This window comes from Microbacterium sp. NPDC064978, from assembly GCF_044543605.1.
Classification (GTDB): Bacteria; Actinomycetota; Actinomycetes; order Actinomycetales; family Microbacteriaceae; genus Microbacterium; species Microbacterium meiriae.
Window position 1 is genome coordinate 238,056 of the sequence record NZ_JBITWF010000004.1, and the last position, 22,133, is coordinate 260,188.

18 protein-coding genes are annotated in these 22,133 nt (G+C 70.8%); 11 read left to right on the top strand and 7 right to left on the bottom strand.

The window, feature by feature from the left end; translation table 11 throughout:
- Nucleotides 1–52: 52 nt before the first annotated feature.
- On the bottom strand, nucleotides 53–3,547 hold the full coding sequence (locus ACIGJI_RS14125) for a bifunctional proline dehydrogenase/L-glutamate gamma-semialdehyde dehydrogenase (protein WP_363446278.1): 3,495 nt from the start codon (nucleotides 3,545–3,547) through the stop codon (nucleotides 53–55).
- 138 nt (nucleotides 3,548–3,685) lie between these two features.
- Here ACIGJI_RS14125 and ACIGJI_RS14130 point away from each other — a divergent pair, with 138 nt between their 5' ends.
- Complete coding sequence (locus ACIGJI_RS14130) at nucleotides 3,686–4,594, top strand: LysR family transcriptional regulator (RefSeq protein WP_315636519.1); 909 nt, start codon at nucleotides 3,686–3,688, stop codon at nucleotides 4,592–4,594.
- Between the two features lie 99 nt (nucleotides 4,595–4,693).
- Nucleotides 4,694–5,281, top strand: a complete 588-nt coding sequence (locus tag ACIGJI_RS14135; RefSeq protein ID WP_187662611.1) for a nitroreductase family protein — start codon at nucleotides 4,694–4,696, stop codon at nucleotides 5,279–5,281.
- Between the two features lie 68 nt (nucleotides 5,282–5,349).
- Here the strand turns inward: ACIGJI_RS14135 and ACIGJI_RS14140 are convergent, their stop codons facing one another.
- Together ACIGJI_RS14140 and coaBC are read right to left on the bottom strand one after the other, a co-directional pair.
- The gene (locus tag ACIGJI_RS14140; protein ID WP_187662612.1) at nucleotides 5,350–7,560 is read right to left on the bottom strand and encodes an ATP-dependent Clp protease ATP-binding subunit; all 2,211 of its coding nucleotides are present in this window, start codon (nucleotides 7,558–7,560) and stop codon (nucleotides 5,350–5,352) included.
- Between the two features lie 85 nt (nucleotides 7,561–7,645).
- Entirely contained in the window at nucleotides 7,646–8,845 is a 1,200-nt protein-coding gene (gene coaBC / locus ACIGJI_RS14145) for a bifunctional phosphopantothenoylcysteine decarboxylase/phosphopantothenate--cysteine ligase CoaBC (RefSeq protein WP_363446275.1), read from the bottom strand.
- Nucleotides 8,846–8,938: 93 nt separating this feature from the next.
- Here coaBC and ACIGJI_RS14150 point away from each other — a divergent pair, with 93 nt between their 5' ends.
- Nucleotides 8,939–9,637, top strand: a complete 699-nt coding sequence (locus tag ACIGJI_RS14150; RefSeq protein WP_363446273.1) for an NRDE family protein — start codon at nucleotides 8,939–8,941, stop codon at nucleotides 9,635–9,637.
- A gap of 628 nt (nucleotides 9,638–10,265) precedes the next feature.
- On the opposite strand, the gene ACIGJI_RS14155 is transcribed toward ACIGJI_RS14150, so the two are convergent.
- Nucleotides 10,266–11,234 carry a GlxA family transcriptional regulator gene (locus ACIGJI_RS14155; protein ID WP_259953816.1) on the bottom strand — a complete coding sequence of 323 codons (969 nt, stop codon included), beginning with the start codon at nucleotides 11,232–11,234 and terminating at the stop codon, nucleotides 10,266–10,268.
- 86 nt (nucleotides 11,235–11,320) lie between these two features.
- On the opposite strand from ACIGJI_RS14155, the gene ACIGJI_RS14160 reads away from it, so the two are divergent.
- Together ACIGJI_RS14160 and ACIGJI_RS14165 are read left to right on the top strand one after the other, a co-directional pair.
- Nucleotides 11,321–11,482 (top strand): hypothetical protein, encoded by a 162-nt coding sequence (locus ACIGJI_RS14160; protein ID WP_259953815.1) that lies wholly within the window; start codon nucleotides 11,321–11,323, stop codon nucleotides 11,480–11,482.
- A 37-nt stretch (nucleotides 11,483–11,519) separates the two neighbouring features.
- Nucleotides 11,520–12,116, top strand: a complete 597-nt coding sequence (locus ACIGJI_RS14165; RefSeq protein WP_259953813.1) for a hypothetical protein — start codon at nucleotides 11,520–11,522, stop codon at nucleotides 12,114–12,116.
- Nucleotides 12,117–12,120: 4 nt separating this feature from the next.
- Here the strand turns inward: ACIGJI_RS14165 and ACIGJI_RS14170 are convergent, their stop codons facing one another.
- Together ACIGJI_RS14170 and ACIGJI_RS14175 are read right to left on the bottom strand one after the other, a co-directional pair.
- On the bottom strand, nucleotides 12,121–13,347 hold the full coding sequence (locus ACIGJI_RS14170; RefSeq protein ID WP_363446536.1) for a glycosyltransferase: 1,227 nt from the start codon (nucleotides 13,345–13,347) through the stop codon (nucleotides 12,121–12,123).
- Between the two features lie 5 nt (nucleotides 13,348–13,352).
- Entirely contained in the window at nucleotides 13,353–14,582 is a 1,230-nt protein-coding gene (locus tag ACIGJI_RS14175; RefSeq protein ID WP_232089256.1) for a glycosyltransferase, read from the bottom strand.
- 121 nt (nucleotides 14,583–14,703) lie between these two features.
- On the opposite strand from ACIGJI_RS14175, the gene ACIGJI_RS14180 reads away from it, so the two are divergent.
- The 5 genes from ACIGJI_RS14180 (at nucleotide 14,704) to ACIGJI_RS14200 (ending at nucleotide 17,874) form a co-directional block, all read left to right on the top strand.
- Entirely contained in the window at nucleotides 14,704–15,291 is a 588-nt protein-coding gene (locus ACIGJI_RS14180; protein WP_363446271.1) for a hypothetical protein, read from the top strand.
- A 130-nt stretch (nucleotides 15,292–15,421) separates the two neighbouring features.
- Nucleotides 15,422–15,679 carry an SAV_915 family protein gene (locus tag ACIGJI_RS14185; RefSeq protein WP_363446269.1) on the top strand — a complete coding sequence of 86 codons (258 nt, stop codon included), beginning with the start codon at nucleotides 15,422–15,424 and terminating at the stop codon, nucleotides 15,677–15,679.
- Nucleotides 15,676–15,972 (top strand): hypothetical protein, encoded by a 297-nt coding sequence (locus ACIGJI_RS14190; RefSeq protein ID WP_363446267.1) that lies wholly within the window; start codon nucleotides 15,676–15,678, stop codon nucleotides 15,970–15,972. The genes ACIGJI_RS14185 and ACIGJI_RS14190 overlap by 4 nt, the downstream gene beginning before the upstream one ends.
- Entirely contained in the window at nucleotides 15,969–17,096 is a 1,128-nt protein-coding gene (locus ACIGJI_RS14195; protein ID WP_363446265.1) for a hypothetical protein, read from the top strand. Before ACIGJI_RS14190 ends, ACIGJI_RS14195 begins: the two co-directional genes overlap by 4 nt.
- Nucleotides 17,097–17,100: 4 nt before the next feature.
- Nucleotides 17,101–17,874 carry a hypothetical protein gene (locus tag ACIGJI_RS14200; RefSeq protein ID WP_363446263.1) on the top strand — a complete coding sequence of 258 codons (774 nt, stop codon included), beginning with the start codon at nucleotides 17,101–17,103 and terminating at the stop codon, nucleotides 17,872–17,874.
- A gap of 75 nt (nucleotides 17,875–17,949) precedes the next feature.
- Here the strand turns inward: ACIGJI_RS14200 and ACIGJI_RS14205 are convergent, their stop codons facing one another.
- Nucleotides 17,950–20,964, bottom strand: coding sequence for a glycoside hydrolase family 38 C-terminal domain-containing protein (locus ACIGJI_RS14205; protein ID WP_363446261.1), 3,015 nt, complete (start codon nucleotides 20,962–20,964; stop codon nucleotides 17,950–17,952).
- Between the two features lie 134 nt (nucleotides 20,965–21,098).
- Here ACIGJI_RS14205 and ACIGJI_RS14210 point away from each other — a divergent pair, with 134 nt between their 5' ends.
- Nucleotides 21,099–22,124 (top strand): LacI family DNA-binding transcriptional regulator, encoded by a 1,026-nt coding sequence (locus tag ACIGJI_RS14210; RefSeq protein WP_187662622.1) that lies wholly within the window; start codon nucleotides 21,099–21,101, stop codon nucleotides 22,122–22,124.
- Nucleotides 22,125–22,133 lie beyond the last annotated feature (9 nt).

Sequence of the window (22,133 nt, forward strand, 5' to 3'; positions counted from 1 at the left end):
TGCTGCACGCGCGTGCAGCAGGGGGTCTCGACGTGTAGCCGGGGTCTCGGCGTCAGAGGATGCCCTCGGAGAGCGTGGTGGGGTTGCCGAAGCGGTGGTTGGTGATCGACACGGCCTGCTCGTGCAGGAACGGCAGCACCTCGACCCGGCCCGCTCCGGTCACGGCGTGCGACCAGACCGCGACGTCGGGGCTGCCGTCGAGGGCCGTGTGCAGCGCGCCGGCGTCGCCGCCCACGAGCCGCACCCGCTGCCACGACCGGGCCCCCTTCGCGTAGCGCTTGGTCCACGCGGCGTCCGACTCGGTCTTCACGGTCACGCCCTGCGCCTTGAGCGCCTTCTCCACCCGGGACGGCAGCGACGCGGCCGACACGGTGAACGGGCTGCCGCTGCGCAGGGCAGCGGCGAGCACCCGGACCCCCTCGGCGAGCGGCGCGTCCTCGGCGATGCGCACGTCGACGGCCACCGGACGGTACCGGAACACGTTGCGCTCGACGCCGAGTCCGGACTTGTCGCTCACGGCGCCGAACTCGTCGATCCACGCGCGCTCGTCGGCGGCCGCGGCACGATGCAGCCACTCGATGCCCGCGGGGTCGAGCTCGGGTGCGGCGGCCTCCAGCAGCCCCGTCACCGCGGGGGTCACCGCCGCCCCCGGAGCCGCGGCGGGCAGCTCGCCCGCACGCCACTCGCCCAGACCGAAGAGGTAGTTCGGACCGCCGGCCTTGGCCCCGGCGCCCACGGCCGAGCGCTTCCAGCCGCCGAAGGGCTGGCGCTGCACGATGGCGCCGGTGATGCCTCGGTTCACGTACAGGTTGCCCGCTTCGACGCGGTCCAGCCAGGTCGCGACCTCGGCGGAGTCCAGCGAGTGCAGCCCCGCGGTGAGGCCGTAGTCGACCGCGTTCTGCAGCCGGATGGCCTCGTCGAGGTCCTTCGCGTGCATGATGCCGAGCACGGGTCCGAAGAACTCGGTGAGGTGGAAGTACGAGCCCTCGCGCACGCCGGTCTTCACCCCCGGTGTCCACTGCTTCCCCTCGTCATCGAGCTTCCGGGGCTCCACCAGCCAGCGCTCGCCCTTGTCGAGAGTGGTGAGCGCGGTGAGGAGCTTGCCGTTCGCGGGCTCGATGATCGGCCCCATCTGCGTGGCGGGGTCGTCGGGAAGCCCGACGCGCATCGAGGTGACCGCGTCCACGAGCTGCCGCTCGAAGCGCTTCGAGTCCGCCACCGACCCGACGAGGATCGCCAGCGACGCGGCCGAGCACTTCTGCCCCGCGTGGCCGAACGCGCTGCGGGCGACGTCGGCGGCGGCGAGGTCGAGGTCGGCCGACGGCGTCACGATGATCGCGTTCTTGCCGCTGGTCTCGGCGAGCAGCGGCAGGTCGGCCCGGAAGGAGCGGAAGAGCTGTGCGGTCTCGTAAGCCCCGGTGAGGATGACCCGATCGACCTGGGGGCTCGCCACCAGGCGGGTGCCCAGGTCGCGGGAGGCGAGGTCGACGAGGGCGAGCAGATCGCGCGGGACGCCCGCGGCCCACAGCGCCTCGACCATCACGGCGCCGCACCGCTGGGTGAGCTTGGCGGGCTTGATGATCACGCCGGATCCGGAGGCGAGGCCGGCCAGCACCCCGCCGGCGGGGATAGCCACGGGGAAGTTCCACGGCGGCGTGACCACGGTCACCTTCGACGGCACGAACTCGGCGCCGGGGATGGCCTCGAGATCCTTCGCCCGCTCGGCGTAGTAGTGCGCGAAGTCGATCGCCTCGCTGACCTCGGGGTCGGCCTCGGCGATGGTCTTGCCGGCTTCGTGCGCCATGATCTCCAGCAGCTCGCCACGACGGGCGGCGAGCTCGTCGCCCGCACGGTGCAGGACGGCGGCGCGCTCGGCGGCGGGGAGCGCCGCCCAGGTCTCGGCGGCGGACGTGGCGGCGGCGAACACGGCGTCCAGCTCGGCGTCGGTCTCGATGCGGGCCGCGGCGATCGCGTCCCGGCCGAGCGTCGAGGAGACCGAGCGCTGCAGGATCTCCCGGCCCCACGCGCGGTTCGCGGCGAGCGCGGGATCGGTGTCGGGCTCGTTCGCGAAGCCGTCCGTCGTGTTCTCGGGGCGCGGAGCCGTGCGGTCCTGCGTGCGGTTCGGGCCCGACACCGACGGGTCGGCGACGAGCGCGGCGAGCGAGCGCTCGAAGCGCTCCCGCTCGCGGGTGAGCAGGGTCGGGTTCGAGGCCAGCTCGAACACGGCCGACATGAAGTTCTCGGGGCTCGCGTTCTCCTCGAGGCGCCGCACGAGGTAGGCGATGGCGACGTCGAACTCCGCCGGGTTCACGACCGGCGTGTAGAGCAGGAGACGGCCGACGTCCTTGCGGACGGCCTCGGCCTGCCCGGTCGCCATGCCGAGCAGCATCTCGTACTCCACGAGGGCGCCCTTCTGCCCCTGGGTCCCTGAGCCTGTCGAAGGGCCGGTCACACCACGGGCCTTCGCCAGCAACCACGTGTACGCGATGTCGAAGAGGTTGTGACCGGCGACGCCGATGCGCACGGCGTCGAGCCGCTCGGGCGTCATCGCCCAGTCGAGCACGCGCTTGTAGTTCGTGTCGGAGTCCTGCTTGGTGCCGTAGGTCGCGAGCGGCCAGCCGTGCACCTTCGCGTCGACCTCCTCCATCGCGAGGTTCGCGCCCTTGACCACGCGCACCTTGATCGGCGCTCCGCCCTTGGCGCGGCGCGCGGCCGCCCACTCCTGGAGCCGCTGCATGGCGCCGAGCGCATCGGGGAGATACGCCTGCAGCACGATGCCGGCCTCGAGGTACTCCAGGCCCGGCTGGTCGAGGATGCTCGTGAAGGCCGCGATCGTCAGGTCGAGGTCGCGGTACTCCTCCATGTCGAGGTTGATGAACTTCTGCGTCCCGGTGCGGGCCCCCTTCGCCTCGGCCTTCGCCGCGAGCCGGTACAGCGGGGTGAGCTTCTCCACGACATCGGCGACGGCCTCGTCGAACGACCACATGGAGAGCTGACTGACGACGCTCGAGACCTTGATCGAGACGTAGTCGACGTCCGGGCGGGCGAGGAAGTCGTACGTGCCCTGCAGTCGGCGGCCCGCCTCGCGCTCGCCGAGCACGGCCTCGCCGAGGAGGTTGAGGTTCAGACGGTTGCCGGTCTTGCGGAGCTTGGCGATGGCCGGGCCGAGCTTGGACGGCGTCGCGTCGAGCACGAGGTGGCCGACCATGGCCCGCAGCACGCGCCGCGAGATCGGGACGACGACGTTCGGGAGCTTCGGCGCCCAGAACCCGCCGGCCTTGATGGCGGCCCGGAGGTAGCCGGGCAGCAGCGTGGGCGTGATGTCCGACAGCTCGGCGAGCTTGCGGCCGGCGACCCGCAGGTCCTCCGGACGCATGACGCCGTCGACGAAGCCGACGGTGAAGTCCAGTCCGTTCGGGTCCTTGAGCACCTCGGAGAGGCGCTGGGCGGCCGGCTCGACCGGGTGGGTCTCGCTCTCGGCGAGCCAGCGCTGCACGAGCGCGGCGACCTCTTCGGTGCGGGGGGTGGTGTCGTCGATGACGGTCATGGGGCGGGGGTACCTTCCTCGGCCTCGCACACCCGGGTGTCGTGTGCGGCTGGATCATTGTCCAGCCGCTCGGTAGGCTCCGTCTATCAACCGATTCGAGTGGATTCTGTTCACTCATCCCGAACGATCGGAACCGTCGTGCTCGACGTCCACCGCCTGCGTCTGCTCGTGGAACTGTCGCGCCGCGGCACGCTCTCCGCGGTGGCCGACGCGCTGTCCTACAGCAAGGCCTCCGTGTCCCAGCAGCTCGCCGCGTTGGAGCGCGATGTCGGAGTGCCACTGCTGCGTCGGGTCGGTCGCGGGGTGCAGTTCACGCCGCAGGGGAACGTGCTGGTCGCCGAGGCCATCGGCATCCTCGATCAGCTCGAGCACGCCCAGGTCGCCGTCGCCGAGTCGCTCACCGAGGTGACCGGCACCGTGCGCCTCGCGGTGTTCCAGTCCACCGCGCACTCCTTGCTGCCCCGCGCCCTCGCGGCCCTCGGCGAGCGCCACCCCGCCCTGCGCGTCGAGGTGACCGAGCGCGACCCGGAATCCGGCCTCGTGGGCGTCTCCAGCCGCGACTACGACCTCATCCTCGCCGAGCAGTATCCGGGGCGCACACGCCCCATCCACGCCGACCTCGACCGTGTCGTGCTCGCCCACGACGCCATCGCCCTCGCCCGGCGCCCCGGAGCTGCGGGAGCCGCCGACCCCGTCGCCGCCCTGTGGGCCACCCGCGCGGAGCCGTGGGTGCTCGAGCCTGCCGGCACGGCGTCCCGCGCGTGGGCCGAGCAGCTCTGTCGCACCGCCGGGTTCGAGCCGGACGTGCGTTTCGAGCTCGCCGACCTCACCGCGCACGTCCGGCTCATCCACGCCGGGCTCGCGGTGGGGCTCCTCCCCGAGCTCGTGTGGGCGGGCGACACCCCGACGGTCGACCTCGCCCCGCTCCCGCAGGAACCGCGCCGGGAGATCTTCTCCTCCGCGCGGCGGGTGTCCGCGGACGCCCCCTCGATCCGCGCCGTCCGCGCCGCGCTCGCCGACGCCGCCTCCCGCAACCTCCTGGACTGACGCGAACCGACCTCCGGGAATATGCATGCACATGCATCGGTTCATCCCCCGTGTACGCGGACGACGGTGTCCGATCCCCTCCGTCCGAAAGGCACTTCCGTGAGCACTCCCGTCATCGACCGCACCGCCCCGACCGAGCACCCCGTCCTCGACGTCCTCGCCGGCCGCTGGAGCCCCCGCGCGTACGACGCGCAGCATCCGATCGACGAGGCCAAGCTCGCCACCGCGCTCGAGGCCGCCCGCTGGAGCCCCTCCGCCAACAACATCCAGCCGTGGCGCTTCATCGTCGCCCGCCGCGGCACCGCCCTGCACGCCCAGATCGTCGACGCGCTCATGGGCTTCAACCAGGCCTGGGCCGGCAACGCGGCCGTGCTCGTCGTCGCGATCGCCGAGACCGCGACCGCCGACGGCACGCCGATCAGCCACGCGTTCTACGACCTCGGCCAGGCCGTGGCGCACTTCTCCGTGCAGGCCCACCACGACGGCCTCGTCGTGCACCAGATGAGCGGCTTCGACCCCGAGGTCGTCCGCGAGTTCGCCGACCTGGAGGCGCGCTTCACCCCCGCCACCGTCATCGCCGTCGGCGAGTTCGGCGACATCGAGGCCCTGCCGGAGGTGCTGCAGGAGCGCGAGGTCGCCCCGCGCGTGCGTCGTCCGATCGCGGAGACGGTCGTCCTCAGCGCCTGAGCATCGACACACGAAAGGCCCGGTATGCGTCGCGCATACCGGGCCTTCTCGCTATGTGCCGGTCGGGATCAGTCGTCGAGCAGCTCCGCCTCGATCACGTCGTCGTCCTCGACCTCCGGCTCGGGGGTCGTCGCCGTGAGCACGAGGCCCGTACCGTCGGCCGCCACGTCCACGCGGACGGTGTCGCCGTCGTGCACGCCACCCGAGAGGAGGGCGGTCGCGAGCTTGTTCTGCACCTCGGTCTGGATGAGGCGACGCAGCGGGCGGGCGCCGAACACCGGGTCGTAACCGCGCTCGGCCAGCCACGACCGCGCCCCAGGAGTGACCGCCAGCGTGAGGCGACGGTCGCGCAGCCGGTCGTGCAGCTGGTCGACCGACAGCTCCACGATCTGCGCGAGGTCGTCCTCGGTGAGCGCCTGGAACATCACGATGTCATCGAGACGGTTCAGGAACTCGGGCCGGAACGCCTGGCGCACGAGCGCCATCACCTGCTCCCGCTTCTCCTCCACGGAGAGCACGGGGTCGATGAGGATCGGCGAGCCCAGGTTGGAGGTCAGGATGAGGATCACGTTCGAGAAGTCGACCGTGCGCCCCTGCCCGTCGGTCAGCCGCCCGTCGTCGAGCACCTGCAGCAGCACGTCGAACACCTCGGGGTGCGCCTTCTCGACCTCGTCGAGCAGGATCACGCTGTAGGGACGACGCCGCACGGCCTCGGTGAGCTGACCGCCCTGCTCGTAGCCGACATACCCGGGAGGGGCGCCGACGAGCCGGGAGACCGAGTGCTTCTCGCCGTATTCCGACATGTCGATGCGCACCATGGCGTGCTCGTCGTCGAAGAGGAACTGCGCGAGTGCCTTGGCCAGCTCGGTCTTGCCGACACCGGTCGGTCCGAGGAAGAGGAACGAGCCCGTGGGACGACCGGGATCGCTGATGCCCGCGCGCGAGCGGCGCACGGCGTCGGACACCGCCTTGACGGCATCCTTCTGGCCGATGAGGCGCTTGCCGAGCTCGTTCTCCAGGTGCAGCAGCTTCTCGCTCTCCCCCTGCAGCAGCCGCCCGACCGGGATGCCCGTCCAGGCCGCGATCACGGCCGCGATGTCCTCCTCGGTGACCTGCTCGTTCACCATGCGCGGCTCGCTCGAGGCGGTGGCCTCGGCCTGCTCCGCCTCCGCGATGTCGCGCTCCAGGCGCTTGATCGTCTCGTACTCGAGCTTCGACGCCTTCGTGTAGTCGGCGTTGCGCATGGCGAGGTCGCGCTGGGTGATCGCGTCGTCGAGCTGCTTCTTCAGCTCACCGACGCGGTTGAGACCCTGCCGTTCCCGCGCCCACCGGGCTTCGAGTCCGGCGAGCTCCTTCTCGAGCTCGACGAGGTTCTCCCGGAGGGTGCCGAGACGCTCCTTGGACGCGGCGTCCTTCTCCCGCTTGAGCGCGAGCTCCTCCAGCTTCAGCCGGTCGACCTGGCGCTTGAGCTGGTCGATCTCGACCGGAGAGGAGTCGATCTCCATCTTCAGGCGCGACATCGACTCGTCGATCAGGTCGATGGCCTTGTCCGGAAGCTGCCGCGCGGGCAGGTAGCGGTTGGACAGCGACGCCGCGGCCACGAGGGCGCTGTCGGAGATGGTCACCCCGTGGTGCGCCTCGTAGCGGCCCTTGAGCCCGCGGAGGATCGCGATCGTGTCCTCGACGGTCGGTTCGCCGACGTACACCTGCTGGAAGCGGCGCTCGAGGGCGGCGTCCTTCTCGATGAACTCGCGGTACTCGTTGAGCGTGGTGGCGCCGATGAGCCGCAGCTCGCCGCGGGCCAGCATCGGCTTGAGCATGTTCGACGCCGCGACCGAGCCCTCGCCGCCGCCCGCACCCATGAGCACGTGCAGCTCGTCGATGAACGTGATGACCTGGCCGTCCGACTCGGTGATCTCCTTGAGGACCTGCTTCAGGCGCTCCTCGAACTGGCCGCGGTACATGGCGCCCGCGACGAGGGCGGAGATGTCGAGCGAGACGAGCTCCTTGTCCTTGAGGGACTCCGCGACGTCGCCCGCGACGATGCGCTGCGCGAGCCCTTCGACCACCGCCGTCTTGCCGACGCCGGGCTCGCCGATCAGCACCGGGTTGTTCTTGGTGCGACGAGTGAGCACCTGGCTGACGCGCCGGATCTCACTGTCCCGTCCGATGACGGGGTCGAGCTTGCCCTCGCGGGCGCGGTCGGTCAGGTTGATGCCGAACTGCTCGAGGGCGGACTGCTGTTCCTGGTTCGGGGATCCGGTCTGCGGGGTGGTCATGCGCTCCTCCTGGAGATGCTCCTTCTGAAAGTTGAGTTTGGTTGACTCAAGTTTAGCATTCGGCGGTGCGCGACTCCACCGCCCCTCACCTCTCGCGGGCGACCTCGTCCCAGACGGCCGCCGCCACCTCGCGCTTGCTCCCCGCCGCGGTCCGCGCCACGACCCCGCCGGGCCCGAGGATGTGCACGGCGTTCTCGCCACGCTCGAACCCCTGCTCCCAGCCGACCTCGTTCACCACCAGCAGGTCGACCCCCTTGCGCTCCTGCTTGCCGCGGGCGCGGGCGAGCAGCTCCGCTTCGTCTTCGGGGGTCTCCGCCGCGAACGCGACGATGAGCTGTCCCGCGCCTCGCTTCTCGACGAGCGCGGCGACGATGTCCTCGTTCTCGACGAGCTCGATGGCGCCGACCCCGCCGCGGTCCTTGGTGAGCTTGCGCGCGGAGACCTCCACCGGTCGATAGTCGGCCACGGCCGCCGCCATCAGCACGACGTCGGCCGCCGCGGACTCCTCCTTCATCGCCGCGGACAGCTCCGCGGCCGTGCCGACCCGGACGATCCGGACGTGCGGGTGGCGGGCGTCCGCGAGCACGTCCCCGGAGACGTTCGCCGCGACGAGCGCCACCTCCGCGCCGCGCGCCGCCGCCTCCGCCGCGAGCGCGACCCCCTGGCGCCCGCTGCTCCGGTTGCCGAGGAAGCGCACCGGATCGATGGGCTCCCGCGTCCCGCCGGCCGAGACGACGACCCGCACGCCTGCCAGGTCGCCCGGTGTCAGCAGCGCCTGGGCCGCCGCCAGGATCTCCTCCGGCTCGACCATGCGACCGGGGCCGCGGTCACCGCCGGCCAGCTCGCCGTCGGCCGGTCCGACCACGTGCACGCCGCGTTCCCGGAGCGTCGCCATGTTCGCCTGCGTGGCCGCGTTCCGCCACATCTCCGCGTGCATCGCGGGCGCGACGAGCACGGGCGCCTCGGTCGCGAGCAGCGTCGTGCCGAGGAGGTCGTCGGCCAGCCCCGCGGCCATCTTCGCGAGCGAGTTCGCCGTCGCCGGGGCGATCACGATGAGGTCCGCTCCCTGGCCCAGGGCGACGTGCCGCACGCGGGCGACGTCCTCATGCACGCTCGTCGTCACCGGGCGCCGACTCAGGGCCTCCCAGGTCGGCAGGCCCACGAAGCGCAGCGCGTCCTCGGTGGGCACCACGGTCACCTCATGACCGGCCTTCGTGAGCAGGCGCACGAGGTGCACCGTCTTGTACGCGGCGATGCCGCCCGTGACTCCGACGACGATGTTCACGCCTCGATTCTGCCCCAGGGTCCGGACGCCCGGGTCATCGCGCACGGATTCGTCGCGGGTCCCGCCCGCCTCGACCGACCTAGACTCGGAAGCGTGTGCACGGTGGTGATCGATGTCGAGGCCGCGGGATCCGCGCGGCTGCTGGCCGTCCGCGACGAGGACCCGGCTCGGGAGTGGGATGCCCTGGGCGAGTGGTGGCCCGAGGAGTATCCCGGGGTGATCGGCATCCGCGATCGGCGGGCCGGCGGCGCCTGGCTCGCCGTGAACCCCGCCGACCGACGCCTCGCCGTGCTCCTCAACCGTGCCGATGTGCAGGACCTCTCCGCGACCGCGGCGGTCTCCCGCGGCACCCTTCCGCTCGCCGCGGTCACCGGTCGCTCCCCGCAGGGTGCGCCACCGATGCACGGCTTCAATCTGCTCGAAGTGGGGCCGGACGGCGCCCGGGTGCTCTCCTGGGACGGTGCCGAGCTGCGGGAGACACCCATCGAGCCCGGGACGCACATGATCGCCCACGACGACCTCGACGACGAGGAAACCCCGCGCATCGCCGCCTGGCTCCCGGAGTTCCGCGCTCTGGGTCCCGCGGCCGCGAGCGCCGACTGGGCGACCGAGTGGACCGCGCTCCTCGGAGCTTCGGCCGCCCTGCCCCCGGAAGACGACCGCGCCATCATTCGCGACAACCGCCCGCACGGCTACCCGACGCAGTCCCTCCTCTACGCGGTCGCCACGGTCACGCCCACCGAGGTCGACGTCCGCGACGTCACCCTCCCCTCCCCCGCCCACTGGCACTGACCCCTCCTCGCTTCCCGATCCCGTCCCACCCCGCCCCGCGATCCCGCGCGGGATCAAAAACGCACCTCCCAGCCCCTTCTGCGGAGCCATTCTGATCCCGCCCGCCGCGTCACTTCTCGCGCGGGATCAACAACGCACCCGATCTGCCATTCCGCGGAGTTATTCTGATCCCGCGTCGATGCAGCTAGCTTGTCGGCCGGTCCGACGAGATCCACTGCGGAGCGCACAATGCCCACCCCCGGCGGCTCGGGCCGGAGTGGGGCGCAACGGAGCGGGACGGAAAGAGCTCCGGATGCGACCCCCGCGCGCGCAGTCTTGATCCCGCTCGACAGACGCGGAAGCGGAACGGAAACCGCTCCGGACGCGGCTCACTCCAGCTCGTTCTTGATCCCGAACGGCAGCGGAGAACGGACGCGGCTGGTAGCGGGACGGAAAAGGCCCCGGGCACGGTCCACGCCCGCGCGTTCTTGATCCCGCAGGCACCGGGGACGGACGCGGGGACGGATGTGGGGACGGAAAAGGTCCCGGACACGGTCCGCTAGCGGGCGCTATCGATCCCGCACGTTGGCGGGGCCGGTGCGGGCCCGCGGGACGGGTCCGGCGCGGGCGCAGCGGGAGGGGGAGGCGGTCAGGCGGCAGGGACGGCGTCGGCGCAGGAGAAGCGGGCGCGGTAGGCGGTGGGGGTCACGCCCAGCACGCGGGCGAAGTTCTGCCGAAGGACGGCCGCGGAACCGAAGCCGCAGTCCGTCGCGATGTGCTCGAGCGGAAGGTCGGTGCGCTCGAGGAGACGCTGAGCCTGGATGATCCGCTGTCGGCCGAGCCACGCGGCGGGGGTCGCCCCGTACTCGGCTTTGAAGCGGCGCGCGAAGGTCCGCGGCGACATGAGCGCCCGCGCCGCGAGCTGGTCGACCGTCAACTCGTCACGGAGGTTCTCCACCGCCCAGTCGGCCACCGCGGCGAGCGAGTCCGTGGGTGCGACCGGGATGGGCCGATCGATGAACTGCGCCTGACCCCCGTCGCGCTGCGGCGGCACGACCATCCGACGCGCGATCCGGTTGGTGATCTCCGCCCCGAGCTCCTGTCGCAGCAGGTGCAGGCAGGCGTCGATGCCCGCGGCAGTGCCCGCGCTGGTGATGATGCGGCCGTCCTGGACGAAGAGCACGTCAGGATCGATGTCGATGTCGGGGTACATGTCCGCCATCGTGTGCGCGTACATCCAGTGCGTCGTGGCGCGCCGCCCGTCCAGCACTCCGGCCGCCGCGAGGATGAACGAGCCGCTGCACACGCTCATCACCCAGGCTCCGCGCGCCACCGCTTCGCGGGCGACCTCGACGAGGAGCGGATCGATGTCGCCCCAAGTCTCCCGGGGCACCGGGCAGAACACGACGAGGTCGGCCTCCGCGGCGAAGGACAGATCATGCTCCACGTTGATGGAGAAGCCGATCTTGGAGCGCACGACCCCGGGCCGTGGGGCGACGATGCGGAAGTCGAAGTTCGGCACCCCGTCGGACGACCGGTCCAGACCGAACGCCTCGCAGGCGACCCCGAACTCGAACGGCGCGAAGCCGTCCTGCACCACGCACGCGACGGTCTTCATCACATCTCCCGGAATGGCAGTTTTCCTACGAACAGTGCCCGATCCGCCACTCGTGGCAGCATAACACCGAGCGTAGCTTTTCTGCCATGCTACTCCTCATCCTCCTCCTCGCCCTCAGCATCTGGGCGATCATCGCCACGTTCGTCGAACTGCGGCGCGACGGCTACCGTCGCACCCCCACGGACTGGAGCCGCGTCACCGGACAGGACGCCCTGTCGCAGGCCGACCCCGGCCACGTCTACCGCTGACCTCCCGGCCGTCCGCGAGGGGGGCTACGCTCGGGGCATGAGCGACCCCCAGCAGCCCGCACACCCCTCGCGCGACGGTGCCGGCGACCCGGCCGCAGTCCCGACCCCTCCTCCGCTTCCGGCCGAGCCGCAGTACCCCGGTGCCCAGGCCCCCGCCCCCGGGGCCCCCTACGCGCCGACGCCGGGCGGCGGGCACGTGTTCCCCACCGCTGCTGTCCCTCAGGCCTTCCCCACCGCCACCCCTCAGCCGTACCCGACCGCGCCGGGATCCGCCCCCGGATCGGCGCAGGGCGTCCCGCTCTACGGTCCGCCGGTGCCGCGCACTCCCGGCGACTCCCTCGGGCGCGCCGCCTTCATCGTCGCGCTGGTGACGCTGGCGATCGACGTGTTCCTCATCCTCGCGCGGCCGTTCGTCTACATGTCGGACCGGACCTACAGCATGATCGGACTGATCGAGGGGGGATCGGGCATCCTCACCTTCATCGGCTACGGGGCGGCGCTCGTGCTCGGCCTCATCGCGGCACGGCGGCCGGGACCGCGGCTGCTCGCGGGGATCGCCATCGGTGTCTCCGGCGCCGGTCTGCTGACGGTCGTGCTGAGCTGGCTCTCGTCGAACTTCTACGGCTTCCTGTGAGCGCTCAGGCTCCGGAGAGCACCCGCTCGTAGACCTCGATCATGGCGGCCGTCCGCGAGGACTGGCGGAAGGCCTCCGCGACGGCCGGTACCGGCTGCGGCGCGGTCCCGTGCGCGATGTCCGCGGCCGCCTGCCGAAGCGTCGCGGCGAGGGCCTCGATCCGTTGCGCCTCGAGGGCGCGTCCGCGGGCGTGCGGCTCCGCCGTCGGCACAGCCCAGAGCCCGCCCTGAAGCTCAGCGGCGATGTCGGGGTCGCACACGACGGAGGGCGTGCCGAGGGTGGCCGCCTCGAACGGCGTCATCCCCTGGGTCTCGAATCCGATGGACGTCTGCACGAGCGCATCGGCGGCGGCGATCCGCTCCAGGGTCTGCGCATAGGAGAGGCGACCGGCGAACCGCACGCCCGCACGCCCCGCGACGATCCGTTCGGCCGCCGCCCGCTCTCCGCCGCCGCCGATCACCTCGAGGTCGGCGTCGATGTCCGCGTCCACCCAGGCGCGGAGGAACGGGAGCAGGCGCTTCTCCGGACTCATCCGCCCGAGCCAGACGAACCGAGGACGCCCCGGCATCCGCTCGACGGGAGCCGCCGCGAGCGTCTGCGCGCGGACGTCGTCGTCGATGCCGTTCCACACCACGTCGACGGTGCGGGCGACGCCGTTCTGCTCCAGTCGCCGCGCGAAATGCCCGGAAGGCGCCGTCACGGCGGCGGCGTCCGCCGCGAGCCCGCGGAGGTACGACCACCCGTCGCTGCCGCCGACCGGCACACCGATGCCTCGGAGGGCGGTGCGGCGCCAGAGGTTGAGCACAGCGAGCACGGGCCGGTGCAGCGGCGTGACCGCGGCGAGCCCCACGTCGACCCGGTTGTGCATCGTGTGCACGACCGGGATTCCATGGCGGGCGGCGAACCGGTGACCGATGAAGGCGCCCCAGAAGTCGGCCTGCACGTGCACGAGGTCGACCGGAGGCCGATGCGCCATCGCCCGGTCAAGGGCCCGATCGGTCGCCCGACCCGGCCAGGTCATCGCGTACTCCCGGTCCAGGGTGATCGGCAGCGACGGGAGGTCGACGTTCCCGGGGGACGGTGCAGCGTCGTCACGCCGTGCGTGCATACGGGGCGCGACGACCGTCACGGTATGGCCGGCGCGCTCCAGGAACGTCCGCTGCAGCCGCATCGACACCTGCGCCCCGCCGAGGGAGTCGAGGTGCTGATCGGCGAAGAAGACGACGTGCATCCGCGTCACTCGGGCAGCGGCTCGTCGCGGTACAGCGCCTCGAAGGTGTCGAGCGTGCGGTTGATGTCGTGGATGGCCACGCCGTCGAGGGACGCCTTCTGCATCCGCTCGTACTCGCCGGGGGAGGCGGTCAAAACAGCGGTGAGCTTCGCGGCGAGCTCGTCGACGTCTCCCGGCGTGAAGAGGTGGCCGTTCTCGCCGTCGTGCACGAGATGGGGCAGGGCGACGGCGTCGGCGGCGACGATCGGCAGCGCCGATGCCATGGCCTCCATCGTCGCGATGGACTGCAGCTCGGCGATCGACGCGATGACGAAAAGACTCGCCCGGGACAGCAGCGCCCGCAGCTCCTCGTCGGTGGTCCGGCCGTGGAAGGTCACTCGATCGGACAGGCCGAGCTGTGCCGTCAGGCTCTCGAGCTGCTTGCGCTGGTCTCCGCCGCCGACGATGTCGAACGTCGTGTTCAGCGCCGGGTCGAGCTTCGTCATCGCCTTGAGGATGACCTCGACCTGCTTCTCCGCCGTCAGCCGGCCCACGAACACGAGCCGGTTCTCCTCGCGCGGGGCGATGACCGGGGTGTACTGGGAGCGGTCGATGCCGCAGCTGACCGGGATGACGCCGCGCACCTCGACCGTCTTCTCCAGGAAGTCGGCGGCCCGACGCGTGGGCGTGGTGATCGCCCGCGTCAGGTCGAAGGTGCGCTTCGCGTCGGCCCAGGCGAACTTGAGCACCATGTCGTCGACGAACTTCGGCATGGTCGTGTGGTCGAGGATGTTCTCGGCCATGACGTGGTTCGTCGCGATGACCGGGATACCGCGCTGCTTCGCGATGCGCGCGAGTCCGCGCCCGATGACGATGTGCGACTGGATATGCACGACGTCGGGCTGCACGGCATCGAGCACCTTCCGTGCGTAGTGCTTGGAGCGCCACGGCCACACGAAGCGCAGCCAGTCGTGCGGCGCCCAGCGCACGGAGGGCAGGCGGTGGAGCGTCATCGGCTCCCCCTCGATCACCTCGGTGCGGGGCGCGGTGCGGCGGTAGGCCTGGTTGGGGGCGACGACGTGCACCTCGTGCCCGCGCTGCACGAGCCCGGCGGCGAGACGCTCGGCGAAGCGGGCGGCACCGTTGATGTCGGGAGCGAACGTGTCACAGCCGAGGAGGATCTTCAGCGGACGGGGCTGTGCGGCGGTGGCGTCGCGCGACGCATCGATCGGATCGTCGGAGGAAGTCACAGAGATGCCTAACGGGGTGGCGGCCAAGGAGAAGCCCTGGTCGGGCGGTGGCAACTCTACCCGAGGGCCCTGCCCGCGACGCCGAGCCATACCGGCATCCTTCAGCCTCGGCCGATACCGTGAAGCCATGCGACTGCACGCCGACGCCGACCCCCAGCTGTGGATCCCCGTGACGGACTCGCTCGGGTGGAAGGGGCGCCGGCATCGCAAGGCCGCGATCCGGATGCTGCTCGGTCAGGTGAACGCCGCGGTCGGCGCGACGGAGCGCCCCGGCTCGCGGTTCGGAGCCTGGGCGATGAGCCAGGCCGCCCCGATGCTCATGAAGAAGGCCGACGGCCGGGTCCTCGCGTGGACGTGGAAGACGGAGCCGGACCTCGTCGTGGCGATGGCGACGGTGCAGGCGCTGACCCCGGACATCCGGATCGCCCGCGCGTCGATGCCGATGGAGTACGACGACACGACCTCCTTCCCGACCCGGCTCGGCGTGGGCGAGAAGCTCGTGGTCCCGACGCCGCCCTCCCCCTCGGCGCCGCCCTTCGCGACCTACACCTGGGACACCGGCACGCACCTGGTGACCCTGACGGCCGTCTGCAGCGACCGCGAACGCTTCGGGACCCTCATCGGCGCGCTCGACGAGCTGGCCCGCAGCCTCCGCATCGCCGACGACCTCACCGGCGGCGAGTCGCCCGAGGTCCTCCGCCTCCCGCCCGCCTGACAGCGGATACCGATCGGCCACCGGATTATCTGACGTCCGAATATGATCGGAGCGAATCCGCGACCCAGGGGGGACCAAGATGTGGATGAGTGGACAGAGGGAACCGGTCGCAGGCACGATCGTCCCGCCAGTGCTGTACCTGCCGGTGACCGATCTTCCCGATGGCCAGGGGCAGAGATTCGCTGTGCACCCACTTACGGACGGCCGGGTGGGACTACTGGCATACACGGCGCTCGATCGGCTGGCAGAGTGCTGCGGAGAACGGCAACAGTGGGTGATGCTCGCGACGCCGGATCTCGGCCGCGTGAAGCGTGTGCAACCGTTCGACGTGGTGGCGTTCGATGCCCCCGTCCCCGCCTCGCTGCGACCGGACGGTCGAATCGGATGACCGACATCTACATGGACCGCGACGGCATGGAACTCCGACTGAAGGAAGTCGTCGCCCGCGTCGATGAGTCCGACAGCGCACTCGGCGAGTTTCCGCCTGCTCCGGACGCTGGTATTGCGACGTCGATCATCGCCTTGATCGCGTCTGCCGGGGCGGAAGCGGCTGGAGTCGCCAATGATGCGACGCGCGCACTGTCAGCCATCACACACGACGTCCTCAATGACATGACCCTTTCCAACGAGGAGATGGCGGACGAGATCCGGGATATCGAAGAGGAGCTGGACCCGTCATGAGCATTGATCTGCACATCCCCGGCGACCCGCCATCCATTCGCACGCTGGGCGACTGGATGTCTCGCATGAAGTCGTCACTCGTCGAAGTCGATCTGGAACTCGCCTACGTCGCGAGCCAAAGCGAGAACTACCTCCGCGGGGAGGCAGGCAGCGCGTTTCAGCGCACCGCCACTTCGGTGAGGAACCGATCCAGTCCAGCGATGACGTACCTCGGCGACGCGGCTCCTGTCGTAAATGCATACGCGAACCGACTTGATCGCGGGCGCGAGGACTTTGACTCCTATCTGGAACAGGCGGCTCAACGCGGCCTCACGGTACACGGCAAAGTCGTATTGGAACCGACAACACATCTAAAGGTGTGTCCCGCCCCCGACGCCGACCCCGCGGCAACGGCGGAGTGGGATGCCTTTCTTTCGCGCGTCGCGACGTACAACGACCTGGCGGCCCGCGTGGGCACGTGGTGGGGCGAGCTCGAGACATGGCGAGCTGAGAACTTCGCTCCACTCATTGCCCGTCTGGAAGATCTTTCACCACTTGATGGACTTGTCGATGAGTTGACGTCCACCGACGCGAATAAGACGGTGGTCGATGCGGCGCTCGAGACGGCCGATGTACGCACCGAGCGCGACTTGGCGGACTGGCGCTCGCTCGCTCAACAGATGCAGGATGACGCCGACACTTTCACTGATCAGCTCCGTTCCGGTAACCCTGCAACGCAAGCGGCGGCAGAGGCGGCCAATCCTCGCGCGCTTCGCGAGGGTGCGGTAGAGCTACTGGAACATGTCGAGCAGGTGAGCCGCGTCGGCAAGATCATCCCGCTCGTCGGACCGGCGATCGACATCGTGACCATCGGCGCGGCGATCGCGGACGGGGACTCCGGATCCTCGCAAATCGCCGGGGCAGTCGGTGGAGCAGCTGGCGGCGCGGTGACCGGCGGAGCCATCGCGGCGGCCGGGGGGCCGGTTGGATGGGTGATCGGCGGCGCGGTCGTTGCATCCGTGGCGGTCGGGTCTGCAGCGACCTGGGCGTGGGAGGCATGGGTGCCGATCGACGCGCGCGAGTCGATCGACGCATGGCTTGAGGACGGCACCCGTTTCTGGCAGCCACCCCAGTTGGCAGGCTGATCGGATGCCGATGAACACTGTCGCGCGGTCCCCGCGCATCGTCGACGGCTCACGATCGGTCCACCCGAACGGCCGCTTCCCGTCTGCGGCGCTCGGGCTCGTCGGCATCCTTCCTCTGCTGCCCCTGCTGCTGGCGATCATGGATACCCGTCCAGGCTTCCGCCTCATCCTGATCGCACTCGCTCTCTACGCCGGGATGCTCGCGGTGGCACTCTGGTTCTGGGTGCGGTCCTTGCGCGAACGCCTGATCCGAATCGAGGCAAGCGGCCCGCTGCGATTCACGCCGTCCACGGGCGTCCGCATCTCCTCATGGCTCGTTCCCCTGACGGGTTTGCTTCCCGCAGCGGCGGCCTTCCTCGTTCAGGCCCTGGACCTTCCGACGATGGGCGGTCGGCTTCTCGAATGGGGCCCGTACGTGCTCGCCGTCGTCTCGCTCGTCGGCCTCGGCCGGGAAGTCCTCGCGCAGGGCCAGCCGCTGGGTCTCGTACTCGACGAGAGGGGCCTGCACGGAGTCCGCAGATCTGCCCGGGTCGATGCCTCCTGGGAGGAGATCGGCACCACCACGCCTGTCGGCCCACACGGGCCGAAGCTGGCGATCTCGATCGCCGGACGCGCCCCCGTGATCCTCGATGCGCATCACCTAGGGTCTGACCCGGCAGCCGTGGCCTCCGTCGTCTCCTTCTTCCGCGACGCCCCCGATCAGCGGCCTGCGCTGGTCGACGGCGTCGCGGCGATGCGCACCGTCGAGGACGCGCACCGATCCCGCCCGGCGGGATGAGAAACGCGCCTCCCGAAGGGCGGGGAGGCGCGTTTCTGATCCGGCACGGAGCGCCGGGCGCGAGGAGGCCGGGGCTCAGCGGGCGATGCGGAGGGTGCGGACCTCGAAGGGGCGGAGGTGGAGCCCGCCCCCGAGACGGGGCGTCTCGATCTCGTCCTCGATCAGGCTCACCTCGCGCACCTCGCGGTGGTCGAAGCCGACCGAGAGCTCGCCGACCGCACGACGCCCGAGCGCCTCGTACACCCGCACGATGACGTCGCCGGAGCCGTCGTCGGCGAGCTTCACGGCCGAGACGACGATCCCCTCACCCGACACCTCCACCAGCGGCTCGACCTCGCGCGTGCCGCGGATCACCGTGGGCACGCTGTTGAGGCGGATGCCCTCGGCCGTGGCGATCGCGGCGTCGGCGCCGATCACGAAGCCGACCTCGATCTCGTGGAGCCCGTGATCCGTGTCCGGGTCGGGGAAGCGCGGCGCCCGCAGCAGGGAGAGTCGCACGGTCGTGGTGACCCCGTCCTCGCCCACCTCGCGCGTCGTGTCGTACCCGTAGATCGAGTCGTTCACGAGGGCCGCGCCGAAGTCCTGCTCGCGCACCAGCACGAACCGATGCATCGAGGTCTCGAACTTCGCGGCCTCCCAGGTGGTGTTCGTGTGGGTGACGCGCGCCTGGTAGCCGAACTGCGTCTCGGCTTCGGTGTGCGACGCCTGGATGTCGAGCGGGAAGGCGAGCTTGAGCAGCTTCTCGGTCTCGTGCCAGTCGACCTCGTTGCGGAGGTGCACGGTCCTCGAGCCCGGGGCGAGTGTGATCGTCTGCGTGATCGTCGACTCCGAGAACGGACGCACGACGACGATCTGCGCGACACCGTTCACGAGCGATGCCTCGATCGACGAGACCGCGGTGAGGTCGTCGACGCTGTTGCGGTAGTACCGGTCGATGTCCCACGCGTCCCACATGTTCGGGAAGTCCTGGTGCAGCTGGAACAGGTTCGCTGCCGTGCCTGGTGCGACCGTCTCTCGCCCTGTGGCCTTGTCGACGGCGGAGACGATCAGGCCCTCGCCCGAGACGAGCACGGACACGAGCTCGTTCTCCAGGCGCCAGCCCGGGTGGACCGCTGAGCCTGCCGAAGCGTCCTCGACGAGCGAGACCGCCCCTTCGACGGGCTCAGGGACCCACGAGGCGCCGAGCGCGCGCCCCCGACCGACCGAGGTCGGCTCGAACAGCAGCTCGCGGTCGCCCTCGCCGGCGAGCGACCGGCGCGCGGCATCGGCGATGTCGCGCGCATCCGACAGCACGTCCGACAGCACGGCGACGGCCTCGCGGTGCACCCACGCGATCGACGTGCCGGGCAGGATGTCGTGGAACTCGTGCAGCAGCACGGCCTGCCAGAGCCGGTCGAGCTCGGCCTGCGGGTACGCGGCGCCGGTGCGCACGGCGTCGGTCGCGGCCCACAGCTCGGCCTCCACCAGCGCGTGCTCTGCCCAGCGGTGCAGAGCCTTCGTGGCGTGCTGGCTCGTGAGCGTGCCGCGGTGCAGTTCGAGGTAGAGCTCGCCGACCCACACCGCCGGGTTCGGCAGCTCGGCCTTGGCGGCGTCGAAGAACACGTCGGGGTGCTCCCACACGACCTGCGCGCTGCCCTCGAGGTCGCGCAGCCGCTCGGCCTTGCCCGTCATCTCGCGGGTCGTGCCGCCGCCGCCATCACCCCAGCCGACCGGGGCGATCGACCGCGAGCTGAGACGGTTCTCCTTGAACTGACGAGAGGCCTTCGCGACCTCCATGCCGCTGAGCTGCGAGTTGTAGGTGTCCATCGACGGGAAGTGCGTGAACACCTGCGAGCCGTCGATGCCCTCCCAGAGGAAGGAGTGGTGCGGGAACACGTTCTGCTGATTCCAGGAGATCTTCTGCGTGAAGAACCACTCGAAACCGGCACGGCGCATGAGCTGCGGGAGGGCCGGCGAATAGCCGAAGCTGTCCGGCAGCCACACGCCCTTCGACCGGATGCCGAACTCCCGCTCGAAGAACCGCTGCCCGTGCGAGAACTGCCGCACGAGCGACTCGCCCGTCGGCATGACGGTGTCGGACTCGACCCACATGCCGCCGAGGGGCAGGAAGCGCCCGGCGGCGACGGCGGCCTTGACCCGCTCCCACACCTCGGGGCGGTGCTCCTTGATCCAGGCGTACTGCTGCGCGCTCGACATGCCGTACTGGAACTCGGGCTGCTCCTCGATGAGCGTGGTCATGGACGAGGTCGTGCGGGCGACCTTGCGGATCGTCTCGCGCACCGGCCACAGCCAGGCGGAGTCGATATGCGCGTGGCCGACGGCCGAGATCCGGTGCGCACTCGCTTCGGCCGGAGCGGCGAGGACGTCGGCGAGCCGGGCCCGCGCGTCACCGGCGGTCTCCACGATGCGCTGCAGGTCGAGCACGTCGAGCGCGTCGTCCAGGGCCTGCAGGATGCGCATGCGGCGCGGCGACGTCGCGAGGAGCTCGGCCTGCAGCTCGAACAGCACCTCGAGGTCGAGGGACAGGTCGAACACCTCGGGCTCGAACACCGCGAGGTCGAGGCGCCGCAGCCGGTACAGCGGTTCCTTCGAGGAGGTGAGGATGTCGCCCTCCTGCGTCGGCAGGAAGGGGTGGTAGTCGAGGAGCACGGGGTTGGACGCGCCCTCCAGGTAGAGCTCGACGGCCTCGTCACCCGCGGCGCTCTCGGCGATCGGGACCCACTGGTTGCGCGGGTTGATGCTCTTGATCGGTGTGCCGTCGGGGCGGTAGGCGAGGGCCTCGCACTGGAACCCCGTCATGTTCACGTCGAAGCCCAGGTCGATGAGCGCCTCGACCCGGCGGCCGGCCCAGTCCGCGGGCACCCGACCGGTGAGCTTGAACCACGTGGTGCCCCAGGCCGGACCCCACAGCTCGCCGACCGCGGCAGGGGCGAAGGAGAGCGCCAGGCCCTCCGTCGGGGCGATGGGCTCTCCGGGAAGCTGGTGCGCCTCGACCGTGAGGGGAACCGCGGCCGAGTGGATGGCGGGGCGGATGCGCTCTTCGAGGACCCGCTTGACGCGGCCGACGGTGAGCGAGGTGTCGTCATGCATGTGGGGGTTCTCCGGGCTCGACGGTGAGGGAAGGCGTTCGATGCTCGCCGTTACTAAAACGATCTAGCACGGGAGTCTACGGTACCGTCTCCCGTGCTTACGAGAGGCTAAACCGATCAAGTAGGGTGATGCCTATGGCCCCGGGGAAACGCGTGACGATCGCGGACATCGCGCGCATGGCCGGTGTCTCCCCCGGCGCTGTCTCGTTCGCCCTCAACGGTCGTCCCGGTGTGAGCGAGGAGACGCGGCAGCGCATCCTCTCCATCATCGAAGAGCACCACTGGCAGCCGAGCTCCGCTGCCCGCGCCCTCGTCGGCGCCCGGGCCAACGCGGTCGGGTTCGCCCTCGCCCGCCCGGCACGCTCCCTCGGCTCGGAGGCCTTCTTCACCGACCTCATCGCCGGCATCGAGTCCCGGCTCTCCGAGAGCAAGGTCGGGCTGCAGCTCCGCCTCGTCGCCGACATCGACGAGGAGATGGAGGTGCATCGGCAGTGGCGGTCGTCGAATCAGGTCGACGGCATCATCCTCATCGACCCGCGCGACGACGACCCCCGCGGCGAGCGCATCATGGCCCTGGACGCCCGCGCTGTGATGATCGGCTCGAAGCCGTCCCCGGACGGCGCGGTGCCCAGCGTCTGGATCGGCGACGACGCCGTCGCGGAGACGCTCTTCTCCTACCTCGCCGCCCTGGGCCACACCCGTATCGCCTACGTCGCGGGCCCGGCGGAGCTGGAGCACACCCGCCTGCGCGCCGAGGTGCTGGAGCGGATGGCGGCGGACGGCGTCTCCGGCGAGGTCATCACGACCGACTTCTCCCCCGCCCGCGCCTCCGCGGTCACCCGCGCGCAGCTCTCCGGCCGGCAGCGCCCGACCGCGATCGTCTACGACAACGATGTGATGGCCGTCGCCGGCCTCCGGGTGGCGCAGGAGATGGGCCGGGCGGTTCCGCGCGACGTCTCACTCGCGTCGTTCGACGACTCCGTCATCGCGGGTCTCATCAACCCCTCGATCACCGCCATGACCCGCGACACGTTCGAGCTCGGCGAGCAGGCGGCCACGCTCCTGCTGCAGCAGATCGAGGCCGGCACCACGCTGCCGAGCGTCCAGGGCCCGACCCCCGTGCTCACCGCCCGCGAGAGCACCGCGCCACCGCCCCGCTGAGACCCCGCC

Excerpts from the sequence above, each read along its gene's own strand:
- ACIGJI_RS14205 (WP_363446261.1), bottom strand. The coding sequence starts at position 20,964 with ATGCATGACGACACCTCGCTCACCGTCGGCCGCGTCAAGCGGGTCCTC.
- ACIGJI_RS14165 (WP_259953813.1), top strand. The coding sequence starts at position 11,520 with ATGAGCGACCCCCAGCAGCCCGCACACCCCTCGCGCGACGGTGCCGGC.
- ACIGJI_RS14190 (WP_363446267.1), top strand. The coding sequence starts at position 15,676 with ATGACCGACATCTACATGGACCGCGACGGCATGGAACTCCGACTGAAG.
- ACIGJI_RS14155 (WP_259953816.1), bottom strand. The coding sequence starts at position 11,234 with ATGAAGACCGTCGCGTGCGTGGTGCAGGACGGCTTCGCGCCGTTCGAG.
- ACIGJI_RS14210 (WP_187662622.1), top strand. The coding sequence starts at position 21,099 with ATGGCCCCGGGGAAACGCGTGACGATCGCGGACATCGCGCGCATGGCC.
- ACIGJI_RS14170 (WP_363446536.1), bottom strand. The coding sequence starts at position 13,347 with ATGCACGTCGTCTTCTTCGCCGATCAGCACCTCGACTCCCTCGGCGGG.
- ACIGJI_RS14140 (WP_187662612.1), bottom strand. The coding sequence starts at position 7,560 with ATGACCACCCCGCAGACCGGATCCCCGAACCAGGAACAGCAGTCCGCC.
- ACIGJI_RS14180 (WP_363446271.1), top strand. The coding sequence starts at position 14,704 with ATGCGACTGCACGCCGACGCCGACCCCCAGCTGTGGATCCCCGTGACG.
- ACIGJI_RS14160 (WP_259953815.1), top strand. The coding sequence starts at position 11,321 with ATGCTACTCCTCATCCTCCTCCTCGCCCTCAGCATCTGGGCGATCATC.
- ACIGJI_RS14195 (WP_363446265.1), top strand. The coding sequence starts at position 15,969 with ATGAGCATTGATCTGCACATCCCCGGCGACCCGCCATCCATTCGCACG.
- ACIGJI_RS14125 (WP_363446278.1), bottom strand. The coding sequence starts at position 3,547 with ATGACCGTCATCGACGACACCACCCCCCGCACCGAAGAGGTCGCCGCG.
- ACIGJI_RS14200 (WP_363446263.1), top strand. The coding sequence starts at position 17,101 with ATGCCGATGAACACTGTCGCGCGGTCCCCGCGCATCGTCGACGGCTCA.